The organism is Labilithrix sp. (assembly GCA_019637155.1).
In the GTDB taxonomy this organism is placed as follows: domain Bacteria; phylum Myxococcota_A; class Polyangia; order Polyangiales; family Polyangiaceae; genus Labilithrix.
Genome location: JAHBWE010000012.1, coordinates 226,874 through 238,380, shown reverse-complemented (window position 1 = coordinate 238,380; position 11,507 = coordinate 226,874). Strand labels below are relative to the sequence as shown.

Here is an 11,507-nt window from a genome sequence, read left to right as displayed (position 1 = left end):
TAAGGCTCGCGCATGACACGCCTCGTCGCGCTCGCTCTCCTCGCCCTCGTTGCTTGCTCGAAGACGACGCCGGAGCCCGAGAAAGTACGGGCGGAGGAGGCGCCGGCTTCCGCGACCGCGGCGGCTCCGGCGGCTTCGGCGGCTCCGGTGGCGCCGTCGCCCGCGGCCGCCGCTCCCGGCGACGTCGCTTACGATCCGCCGAGCGCATGGCAGAGCGCGCCGAACCCGAACCAGATGCGGAAGGCGACCTTCAAGGTGCCGAAGGTGGCGGGCGATCCGGAGGACGCGGAGCTCAGCGTCTCGGTCGCGTCGGGCGGCGTCGACGCGAACGTCACGCGCTGGGCGGGCCAGTTCGGGAACGCGACGCCGAAGAAGGACTCGCGCTCGCCGAACGGGTTGAAGGTCACCGTCGTCGAGCTGGCGGGGACCTACTCGTCCGGCGGGATGATGGGGCCGGCGACGCCGAAGGAGCACTGGATGTTGCTCGGCGCCGTCGTCGAGGCGGGCGAGCAGCTCCACTTCTTCAAGCTGACCGGGCCCGAGAAGACGGTGCAGGCGGCGCGGAAGGACTTCGACACTTTCGTGGCGAGCTTCCGAGCGAAGTGAGCGAGAGCGGGCGCGGGCACTCGCGCTTCATCGCGCAGCCCGCGCACTCGGCGCCGCGCCAGATCCGGTCGAAGCGCGCCTGGGTGCGATCGAGCATCGTCTCGTCGTCGGTGACGACGCCGAGCTCGAAGTTGCGGCGGCCTTCGCCCTTCGCGCCGAGCCCCGCGCCGGTGAGGTTCGCGCTGCCGAGGTAGAGGAGCCGTCCGTCGATCGCGATCATCTTGAGGTGCACGCGCGGACACTGCCGGAGCTTCACGCCGTTCGCGCCGAGCCGCCTCATCTCCGCCGCGAGCGGACGCGACGGCGGTGAAGCATGCAGAATGCATACGTCGACGCCGCGTCGCGCGAGGTCGCCGAGCGTCTCGAAGAACGACACGTACTTCCCGCGCGCCCGCGCGCGCGTGCCGACGGGCGCCTCGACGAGCATCGTCTTCAGGTTCGCGGTCGCGATCCACACGCTGACCTGCGCCTCGCGGATCCGCGTCGCGATGAAGTGGTCGTAGTGCTCCCCGTCGACGAGCAGCCGCGCGCGCATCGTCCGCTCCGTCGGCTCGCTCCGCTCGGTCCGCTCCATGTAAGGAATGGTACGCCGGAGCTCGGGCGAGCGTGAAGATTCAGGCCGCCGCGCGGCTGGACCAGCCGTCGAGGATGTCGAGGCAGCCCTGGAGCGAGTCGCACAGGTTCAGGGCGCGCCGGAGCTGCGAGGCGCCGCGGAGGCCGGTGAGGTAGCCGGAGAGGTGGCGGCGCGTGCAGCGGACGCCGAAGGGCTCGCCGCGCATCTCGACGTTCGCGGTGAGGTGGTGCTTGCAGAGCGCGATGCGCTCCTCGTCGGTCGGGGGCGCGACGACGGTGCCGTCCGCGAGGAACGCCCTCGCCTCGCGGAAGATCCACGGGTGCTCGATCGCGCGGCGTCCGATCATGACGCCGGCGCAGCCGGTCGAGTCGATCGCGCGGTGGGCGTCCTCGGCCGAGCGCACGTCGCCGTTGACGATGACGGGGATCGACACGACCTCGCGCGCGCGCTGGGCCCACGTCCAGTCCGCGTTGCCGGTGTGGCCCATGTTGGCGGTGCGGCAGTGGATGGTGATCGCGGCGACGCCGGCGTCCTCGAGGCGCCGCGCGAGGTCCACGATCGGCATGTGCGACTCGGGGCCGAGGCCGATGCGCGTCTTCACCGTGACGGGGAGCGCGACGCTCTCGACGACCATCTTCGCCATCGCGACCATCGAGGCGGGGTCGCGGAGCCAGCCCGCGCCGGCGCCGCGGCCGGAGATCTTCGGGACCCAGCACCCGCAGTTGATGTCGATGAAGAAGGGCTCCGCCGACTCGGCGTAGCGCGCCGCTTCGGCGAGGCGCTCGGGATCGGCGCCGTAGATCTGGATCGCGGTGAGGAGGTCGTCGTCGGCGAGCTGGATCTTCCGTCGTGCGTTGCGGCATCCGCGGAGGAGGCCCTCGACGTTGACGAACTCGGTCAACGTGATCTCGGCGCCGAGCGAGCGGCAGACGCGCCGGAACACGACGTCGGAGACGTCCTCGAGCGGAGCGAGGATGACCGGCTTCCGGCCATACATCTCCGCGAGCTTGGCCCGGTTCGGATGCGTCACGGCGCCGGAGATAGCTCAGGATCCAAGCCCGCGCCAATCGACTCACTCAACGTCGGGGCTTCGCCCCGACACCCCACCCAGACACGGCCCTCGCGCGGCCGCTTCTGGGGCCCCTTGGGGGATCTGTGGGGCTGGGGGTTTTCCCCCATCGGAATTTTCCTTGGAGGGGTGGTTGAGGCTTTCGTGGCGAAATTCCTCATCCTTTTTTGCGTTCCGATCATGTCGGAGAGACGTGCATCTCAGAATCAAAGTGCTACGCCGGAGCCACTCGATGGCTGCTGGATCACCCGACCCCCTGTCGACGAGCTGGGCGGAGCTCCTCCGCGACAAGCGCTCGCTCGCGGCCATCGTGCGGGACGCCGGCAAGCTGTGCGTCGCGGACTCGGTCGACATCCTGCTCGACGTCTGCGACGAGCTCGCGAACGCGCACGCGAACGGCATCGTCCACGGCGATCTCGGCCTTCACCGTGTCCGCACGATCTGGCCGCGCCGCGCGGGCGATCTCGTCGACATCTGGGCGCTCGACGCGGACGACACGGGCGCGATCGACTTCCGGGCCGCGTTCCAGGCGCCGGCCCTCGCGCCGGAGCAGCGCGCGGGCAAGATCGGCGATCAGCGCGCGGACATCTGGGCGCTCGGCGCGATCCTCCACGCGCTCGTCGGTGGGGTCCCGCCGTGCAAGCGTCCGGTGCGCGAGGTTCTCGCGGGCGCGCCGCGGGCGCTCATCACGTGCGTCGAGGCGTGCCTCTCGGAGAACCCCGACGAGCGGCCGCGCTCCGTCGACGACGTCGCGGGCGCGCTCGCGTCGTTCGCCTCCAACTCGGCCGAGCGTTTCCAGGCGCTCGCGCGCCGCCGCATCGCGTCGCTCAAGGCGAAGCACGTCAACGACAAGGTCGGCTCGCTGGGCCGCCTCGACGATCTCGCGGTCCAGCGCGAGTCGCAGCTCCCCTTCCGCGCGGGCCCGATGCCGGCAGCCCCCGTCACCGCTCCTTTCATGGACCCGGTGCGCCCGGGCTCACGCCCCTCCTACCCGGACGTCCCGGCGGCGCGCCAGCCGTCGTACCCGGACGTGCCCGCCGCGCGGCAGCCGTCGTATCCGGATGGTCCGCGCGTGGACGCGGCCGCGCCGCGCAACGAGACGATTCCGCCGCCGCGTCAGGCGTCGCGTCCCTCCTACCTCGAGCATCTGGAGCCGCCGCCCTCGCACGAGTGGCCTGCGATGCACGGCGTGCCGTCGATGTCGATCGCGGCGTCGCCCGTCGCGCCGTACCCGATGGCGCCGTCGGTGTTCCCCGCGGCTCCGGTCTACGTGTCGTCGTCCCTTCCGGCCGCGCCCGAGCACGCGCCCACGTACTCGAAGGACGCGCCCACCGCCGCGGCCCCGTCTGCCGCAAAGATGCAGATTGCACCCATTGCGCCGGCGACGTTCCCTTCCGTCGCCGCTCCCTCGGGCGTGCCCGTCCCGAACCCGCGCGCGACCGCGCCGCTCTTCAACCCGGCGCTCTACCCGATGACGCCGATGACGCCGATGACGCCGTCGGTCACGCCGCCGCCTGTCTCGTACGGTCCGTACGACGCGCACGAGCCTGCGGCGTACGTCCCGCCGCCGCCGGTCGCGCATCGCGCGGGCAGCTATCATCCTCCGTCGTTCGGTCCGGTCTCCGTCGACGTCGGCGCGCCGGACGTGCAGTACCCGCCGCCCGCGCGCGTCCCGTCGTTCTCGGATCTCGCCGAGTACCGCGAGGCGAAGCGCGCGAGCCGCAAGACCGCGATCGGCGCCGTCATCGCCGCCGCCGCCGTCATCGTGCTCGGCCTCGGCGCCGGCGCGCAGATGCTCGAAAAGGATCGCGCCGCCGTCCACGCCGCCCAGGCCGCCGCCGCGACCCCCGCGCCGCCGCCTCCGCCCGTCGTCACGCCGCCCCCGCCCGCGAGCACGACCACGACCACGACGCCGCCGCCGGCACACACGCCCGCGCCCGCCGCGTCGGCTTCGTCGGCGTCTGCGACGCCCAAGGTCGCCCCGGCCAAGGCCACCCCGGCTGCGAAGAAGCCCGCCACGAAGCGCACCTCCCGCCCCGCCGCGCCGGCTGCCGACGCCGCCAAGGACGAGGGCCCCATCTCCGCCCCCTCGAACGCGCTCACCGACGCCCTCGGCAAGAAGGACCCGGCCCCCGCCAACGCCCTGAGCGACGCGCTCAAGTAGCCAGGTCGGCCGCGCCCATTTCCTCGTCTCGAACGCGCACCTCGAGATCGGACGATCCCGTCGGATATGAAGTCCGAGGACCGTCCGCGAATCGTCGCCACGCGTTTTGCGACAGCGGACGGGTCCGGCGCGTCGCGTGGCGCGCTCCATACCTCGATCTGGTCACTCGGGTCACTCGTCTGCGTGACCCAGCCCAGCCGAGTCGAGTCGTGTCGGCGACCAACAACTGAACCTGGCCGCCACAACGAGGAGCTCTGAGGAGAGCCGCGCCGAGGTCGAGCCTCGTGCGGCGCGCCGTCCCTGCGACTCGACGACTTTCACCTGCCGGTCGACGAGCGATTCTTGCGCGCCTTGGGTGACGAGCATGTTGCCCGAATACGTCAGATTTGATCAGATATACGTTTATAACGATTTAACTTGCAGCACCGTTTTGATGGATCCGAGGCGAGCGCGGACCTTCCCGGGTACGAAGGATTCGACGAGCGAATCCACCAGATGGCCGCGAGCCCGCCGCATTCCATCGACGAAGCGCTGACGGAGCTCGCGGACATCGACTCCGACGGTCTGCCCGACGTGCTCGTCACCGATCCAGCGCGCTACGGGGGGAATCACGGAGTGTTCTTCAACAAGGGCACCGGCTTCGCGCCCGTGGAGAACATGACCGTGGAGGGAGTGCTCGGGGCCGACGCCAACGTCATCCGGCTCAACAATCCGAACCTCTCGACTCACGACGTGGACGGAGACGGCAAGGTCAATCTCCTCCACATGCCGCTCGTGAAGACGTACTCGATCTACACACCTCGACAGGGATCCAACGGAACGTGGGCGTGGCAGGGCCGCGTCGTGAGGACCGCGTCGGAGCAGGACGCGAAGATCGACTTCGCGCGTCGCAACGAGAACATCCGCGTGATGGACGTGAACGCCGACGGTCTCCTCGACGTCGTCTATACGTCCGCGACGGAGGTGCAGACGTTCTTTTCGCTGGGGCGGTATCCAACGGGATCTGGTCAGTACGGAAACGCGTCCTGGACCGGTCCGGTGAGCGCGGACATCTCGAACGAGCCGCTCAGGAGCTGCGCCCCGTGGAGCGCGCTCCCTGTTCGGTTCGACGAGCCCGACGTCCACGTCGCCGACATGAACGGCGACGGTCTTCCGGACATCGTTCGAGTACGTCACGGCGACATTCGCTATTGGCCAGGAAGAGGAAATGGCTTTTGGGGCACGGGAGACCCCGCAGAATGTCCGGCAGGAAGCTTCGGCCAAGAGCAACACGTCGCCATGGCGAACACCCCACGCGTCGCGATGTTCGGGGACGGGCCGTTCTTGCTCGGAGACGTCAACGGCGACGGCCTCGCCGACTTCGTCAGGGTCCGGTTCAACGCGATCGACGTTTATCTGAACGTCGACGGCATGGGCTGGACGGAACGGCACGTCATCGCCAACGCACCACCAAACTCCGCGATCACGAATCGCGTTCGGCTCGCGGACGTCAACGGCTCGGGAACTCCCGACATCCTGTGGGGAGACGGGCGCGCTTACAGGTATATCGACCTTGCAGGCGGTGTCCGCCCGTGGGTCCTGACGAGGATCGACAACGGCCTCGGTGCGAGCACGGAGCTGCAATACACCACCTCCGTGCAGGAGATGCTCGCCGCCGAAACGGCCGGTCAGCCGTGGACGAGCAAGGCTCCGACGGTCGCGCACGTGCTCTCGCGCGTGACCCACCGCGACAACCTCGAGCGCGTCGGACGAGCCGCCGGCACCTACGTGACCGAGTACACGTATCGAGATGCGGTCTACGAGGGCCGCCAGCGCGAATTCCGAGGGTTTCGCACCGTACGTTCGCGAACGATCGGCGACGCGAACAGCCCGACCTCGATCGCGGAGGCGACGTTCCTGCTTGGTGAGTGCGTCGAGGAGCCCGATGCGTCCGGCACGTGCGACGTCGACGAGCGATGGCGGGACAATCCGCGCGAGGCCCTCAAGGGCCTGCCGGTGCTCGCCGAGCAGCTCGACGAGAACGGCGCTTACTTGTCGAGCGCGCACACGACGTATCGACTGCGCCGCCTGTACACGGGCCTCGATGGGCGTCAGGTCCGCCACGCTTTTGGCGCCAGCTCGGAGTCCTACCGCTACGATACGTCGCCGTTCGTCCCGGCCTCTTCTTCCGTGAACCTCACCGACGTCGAGCTCGAGCGCACGGCGGGCGTTGTCACGCAGGACGTCGTCCGTTCGGTGCCGCTTCGGAGCTCGGGGCGCGCGCGGCTCCGTCAGAGCGCGACGGTCGATCGCTTCGGGAACACGCAGGACCAGGTCGACCACGGCTGCGTCGAAGGTTGCGGTGCTGCCGACGAGACCATCTTCGTACATACGACGCCCGAGCGCGTTGCCGGCGATCCGTCCGGTTGGATCTTCCGCTCGGCCGAGTCCTGGCTGCAAGGCAGTCACACGCCGTCCGTGAAGCGCAATCACTCCGCGCATACCTACGACACGCGAGGCCTCGCCATCTCGGAGCGGATCCACGTCACGGGGACATTGTCGCTCGATCGGTTCCACGAGAGCTCGGGGAAGTCGGTCGCACCGCCGCCCGGAAGCGCCATCTCCGACGGCTGGTACGACACCTTCAACTTCGATCACGACGCGTTCGGCAACACCGTTCACACGTACGGACCGGCCGGCCACTGCTCCACCGGCGTCCTGGATAGTGCCTTCGCGCAGCTCGTCGTGCAGTCCAGCTCGAGCACAGGTTATCCCGAATCGACCGTGGGGCTCGCCGCGTGCGGCCCGTACGAGCTTACATCGTTGGCGGAGTACGACCGTGGTCTCGGCGTCATCACGCGGCTGATCGGGCCAGGACTTCAAACGTCGACCGCGACCTACGATGGATTCGGACGCGTGACGGCGACGTACCGGCCGGACCCGGCGACGCCGTCGACTCCATCGACGGTCCCGTCGATGACGGTCGAGTACATTCTCCCGATGGATGGCGTCACGCCCGTCTCTCAGGTGCACACGAAAGTGCAGGACGGAGCGACGGCCGACGACCCGAGCTTTGCAGAGTCGTGGACCTACGTCGACGGCCTCGGCCGCACGCTCGCGACGATGACCCAAGACGACGGCGCAGACTGGATCGTCCACGGCGACGTCGACTTCGACGCGAAGGGAGGCGTGAGCCGCGCGCTCTCGAACTACTACGCGGCTCCGTCGATGATGCCGGAGCTCTGGGCGGAGTTGCGATCGGCGTCGGGGATCCTCTCGACGAGCGCGCGCTACGACGCGTTCGGGCGCGTGGTGGAGACACGTGGTCTCGATGACGCGGTGACTCTCCATAACGTGTACCATGCAATGTCGACCGACGCGTGGGACGCGGCGGACCTGGAGCCGGGGGGAGCGCATGAGGGGACGCCGTCGACGGTTCGAATCGACGGACACGGCCGTCGCGTCGCCACGACTGAGCGCATCCACGTCGGCGGCCAGATCGAGTCGCACGCGACGACGGTGAGCTACCTGCCGACGGGCCAGCCGGAAGTCATCGCGCGCACGGGGCCGGGCGGCGCGCCGGTCGTCCGCTGGATGCGCTACGATTCGTTCGGTCGGATGGTGCTCAACGTCGATCCCAACACGACGACGGGCTTCAACGCGTCTCCGAGCACCAATCCTGACTCGATGAAGGCGTGGCGATATGCCTACGATCGCCTGGGCCAGCTCGTCGGCACGAGCGATCCGCGCGGCTGCGGCACCAACCACTTCTACCTGGCGGACGGGCGCCCGCTCGGCGACGGCTATTCGCCGTGCCGCGCCGAGCACGCGGATTACTCGGCCCCGGATCTGAGTATCGACGAAACCGCGGCGTGGGAGGTGTTCGTGAAAGGGGACGGCCTCGAGGTACTGTACCGCCACGACGGCGCGGACCCCGACGCCGCGAGCGTTCCAGGCTTCCCCGCGGATCCGGCGATCCTGGGCGCGAATGCGGGGCGCGTCACGTCCGTGAGCGATCGCGGGGCGAAGACCCTCTTCCACTACGACGGTCGAGGACACGCGACCGCCGTCGCTCGCAGGGTCGCCAAACCCGGTGTCCCCGCGGACGTGCTCGCGGATCGCTACGCGCCGCACTGGTACGTGAAAGAGGCGTCCTTCGACGGCGCGGGGCGACCCACGGCGGAGTCCACGGGAGCCGATGTCTCGGAGCTTCTGGGCAGTAACGCATCGAGCGTGGTGACGACGGGGTACTCGAAGCGAGGCGACGTCTCGAGCGTCGCCAGCAGCTACGGCGAGCTGGTGTCGGAGGCGCACCATGACGTCAACGGTCTCACCACGCAGATCACCTACGGGGACGTCGCGCAGACGAGCACGGAGTTCCAGTACGACGTGCGCCACCGCCTTTCGAGCGTGCTCACGCAGCGGGGAGCCCCGGCGCTCTGGTCCGCCACCCCGCCGGCCTATACGCCGGCACCCAATCCCGGCGCAGGCCCCTCGGTCTTTCAGACCGTGCTCGAGCACTACAGCTACACCTACGACGTCGCCAACAACCCGACCGCGATCACCGACCTTCGTGACCCCGCCGCCTGGCCGACGTCCTTCAAGCCGAGCACGAGGCAGCTCCAATACGACGATCTTTATCGCGTCACACAGGTCAGCTACAGCAGCGGCAACGACGACTGGGCGAGCCCGTTCGAGGAGGAGAACGGCAGCTCGACGGCGGTGACGCTACCGAGCCCGCACGTGTCGTTCGACAAGCGCGTGGCGACGCAGACGTTCGCGTACGACGCGGTCGGAAACACGACGTCGAGCGACGACGACGAGCACTCCTTCTATGATCGGTCGCTTGGGACGGTGACGAACGGCGTGGCGAGCGCCGGGCCGTACCAGTTGAAGCAGGCGGCGCAGGGTAGCGGGACACGAGCGGGCGAGCTGACGTCGGCGTACGACGCCGCGGGTCATCTCGTGAGCCTCGCGCTGCGACGCGACGGCCCGTGCCTACCGAGCGGAGCGGTGTGCTCGCAGCGCTTCGCGTACGAATGGAACGAAGTCGGCCAGCTCTCGCGCGCACGCCGGTGGGACCTCTCGCCGCCGGGGGTCGCGGACGATCCGCTTCCGTCGGGCCCTGCCGCCGCCGAGCTGCGGTACGCCTACGCGGGCGGAGAGCGCGTCCTCAAGACCGCCGTCGACTCCGCGGCCGACGAGCTTCATACGGTCTACGTCTACGGGTCCCTCGAGCTGCGCCGAGCCCGCTTCCTCACGGGCGACTACGAGCGAGTGGCCGCGACGGAGGTTCCGTATCTGTTCGCGGCGGGCGTGCGGTTGGCGCGCGTGTACTACTCCGAGGAGGACCTCCCGACGCTCAGCAGCGGGCACCAGCACGTCCTCTTCGAGCTGCCCGATCACCTAGGTTCGGCGAGCTTCGTGATCGACAAGGAGACGAGTGAGCTCGTCGAGGCGACCCGGTACCAGGCGTACGGCGCGACCGAGAGCGACTATCGGCCCGACCGATGGAAGGCGTATCGGGCGGACCACCGGTTCACGGGGAAGGAAGAGGACATCGAAGTCGGCCTTCTCTACTTCGGGGCTCGGTACTACGCCCCGCAGCTGAATCGCTGGATCAGCCCCGACCCGCTCGCCGTGCACGAGCCGGGGGCGGCGGATTTGAACCTGTACGCGTACGTCCACGGGCGTGTTCTGGTCGCGATCGACCCGTTCGGGCTCGACGACCTGGACCGGTTCTGGGGCGGATTCAGGGCAGTAGGTGGTGCAGTCGAAGCGGTTTCGACCGTCATCGCGGCGAGTGCGGCTTGCGCGACCGGAGTAGGGTGCGGGGTTGGGATTGCGCTCGGCGTCGTGGGCGTGGTTCACGGCGTCGACAGCGCACAGGCCGGTGTGCGTCAAGCGATCACTGGAGAACCGGTAGAGACATACACGCAGCAGGGGATCGCCGCGGCTGCAAAGCAAGTCTTCCAAGACGAGCAAGCTGCTCAGTTGGCAGGCGTGCTCGGAGACATCGGCCTCGGTCTTGCTGTGGCGCGCGGGACGACAGCCGTTTTCAAGCTGACGGCGGCCGGTCGGGTAACCAAGGACGCGATCCAGGTAGCGAAGACCGCGAGTGCGGCCACCCAGTCGAGCTCGGCTGTGAGTGCCGTGGACGACTCGATCGAGGTGGCACGCGCAGCGCAAGCCGCCAAGGCGGCGGCACCGGCGACCGGCGCTGGTGGCTACCCAACCGTGCTCGAGCACGCAGCTTCCGCGGGGAGCGGTACCGCTTCGAGTCTCGGCCAAGCCGCAGGGGGAGCGCCGGCCCTTACGGGAGCGGAAGCGGCACAGCGAGCCGCGGGCCAGGCGGTACCCGACATTGTGTATCATTACACGACTCAGGCGGGCGCGCAGGGGATTCAGAAGACAGGCCTTTGGTCACAGTCGTCGGCAACGAACGTTGGAAATTATACGGCGCAACAAGCAGTTGAGCTGGCGGGGGTCAAGACGCCGCCGACGCATGTTGTTGAAATTGCAAATAATGGTCAATTCGTCCTCAACCGACCTCCGATCGTTCAGCCTCATCCACTCGGCCCCGGAGGCGCGCTCGATCTCACGAATCCCAGGCTCGTTCTTCCACAGTGCATCATCTGTGTGAGGTCGGTAAAATGAGGCCGTCCACGCGCGATCTCTTGCGTAAGGCGTTGATGGCCCGTGGGTTCAGTTCAACGCTGTCGTCACCGAACGGCACGATGATCTTCGATGATGCTTATCTCGACGCCATTTCAATTTCGGATTTATTGGAGGTATTGGTCGCAAGGCGGGAGAAGATTTTTGGCTCAGTGGCGGTCGTTGGTCAGGATGTTGCGCGTCAGGGCTACGATGACGTCGTGCTCGCGATTGAAGCAACGAAAGAGGTGATCGGGCTCAGTCTCCCATGATTCGTCCGCGCGCCTGTCTTGCCCGCCATCGCGTGATCCTCCAGGAGCCGACGGACTCGTCGAGTCTCGGCCAAGCGGCAGAGAGTGCAGCGAGCGGAGGCGGCGCAGTCGAACTCTTTCGCGGAACGACACAAGCGGTTACAAATAGTCGTCGGCAAGAGCATGTTGCTCTCGCCGGCGGCCGCGTTG

At 68.4% G+C, this 11,507-nt stretch carries 6 protein-coding genes; 4 read left to right on the top strand and 2 right to left on the bottom strand.

Features of this window, described 5'->3' with window-relative positions:
- Window positions 1-12 precede the first annotated feature (12 nt).
- Window positions 13-606: a hypothetical protein gene (locus KF837_25895; GenBank protein MBX3230778.1), complete on the top strand. Its 594-nt coding sequence runs from the start codon at window positions 13-15 to the stop codon at window positions 604-606.
- Here KF837_25895 and KF837_25890 read toward each other — a convergent pair.
- Both KF837_25890 and KF837_25885 read right to left on the bottom strand, forming a co-directional pair.
- Window positions 524-1,180 (bottom strand): phospholipase D family protein, encoded by a 657-nt coding sequence (locus tag KF837_25890; GenBank protein ID MBX3230777.1) that lies wholly within the window; start codon window positions 1,178-1,180, stop codon window positions 524-526. The two genes, KF837_25895 and KF837_25890, sit on opposite strands and share 83 nt — an antisense overlap.
- A 40-nt stretch (window positions 1,181-1,220) precedes the next feature.
- Entirely contained in the window at window positions 1,221-2,177 is a 957-nt protein-coding gene (locus KF837_25885; protein ID MBX3230776.1) for a tRNA-dihydrouridine synthase, read from the bottom strand.
- A gap of 304 nt (window positions 2,178-2,481) precedes the next feature.
- Between KF837_25885 and KF837_25880 the strand changes: the two genes are divergently transcribed.
- From KF837_25880 to KF837_25870, 3 genes are all read left to right on the top strand, one after another.
- Window positions 2,482-4,413, top strand: a complete 1,932-nt coding sequence (locus tag KF837_25880; protein ID MBX3230775.1) for a hypothetical protein — start codon at window positions 2,482-2,484, stop codon at window positions 4,411-4,413.
- A gap of 909 nt (window positions 4,414-5,322) precedes the next feature.
- Window positions 5,323-11,049 carry a VCBS repeat-containing protein gene (locus KF837_25875; GenBank protein ID MBX3230774.1) on the top strand — a complete coding sequence of 1,909 codons (5,727 nt, stop codon included), beginning with the start codon at window positions 5,323-5,325 and terminating at the stop codon, window positions 11,047-11,049.
- On the top strand, window positions 11,046-11,318 hold the full coding sequence (locus KF837_25870) for a hypothetical protein (protein ID MBX3230773.1): 273 nt from the start codon (window positions 11,046-11,048) through the stop codon (window positions 11,316-11,318). The genes KF837_25875 and KF837_25870 overlap by 4 nt, the downstream gene beginning before the upstream one ends.
- The last annotated feature ends 189 nt before the right edge of the window (window positions 11,319-11,507 follow it).

What these genes read in the sequence shown, in the direction of transcription:
- KF837_25895 (MBX3230778.1), top strand. Translation starts at nt 13, where the DNA reads ATGACACGCCTCGTCGCGCTCGCTCTCCTCGCCCTCGTTGCTTGCTCG.
- KF837_25890 (MBX3230777.1), bottom strand. Translation starts at nt 1,180, where the DNA reads ATGGAGCGGACCGAGCGGAGCGAGCCGACGGAGCGGACGATGCGCGCG.
- KF837_25885 (MBX3230776.1), bottom strand. Translation starts at nt 2,177, where the DNA reads ATGTATGGCCGGAAGCCGGTCATCCTCGCTCCGCTCGAGGACGTCTCC.
- KF837_25880 (MBX3230775.1), top strand. Translation starts at nt 2,482, where the DNA reads ATGGCTGCTGGATCACCCGACCCCCTGTCGACGAGCTGGGCGGAGCTC.
- KF837_25875 (MBX3230774.1), top strand. Translation starts at nt 5,323, where the DNA reads ATGGACGTGAACGCCGACGGTCTCCTCGACGTCGTCTATACGTCCGCG.
- KF837_25870 (MBX3230773.1), top strand. Translation starts at nt 11,046, where the DNA reads ATGAGGCCGTCCACGCGCGATCTCTTGCGTAAGGCGTTGATGGCCCGT.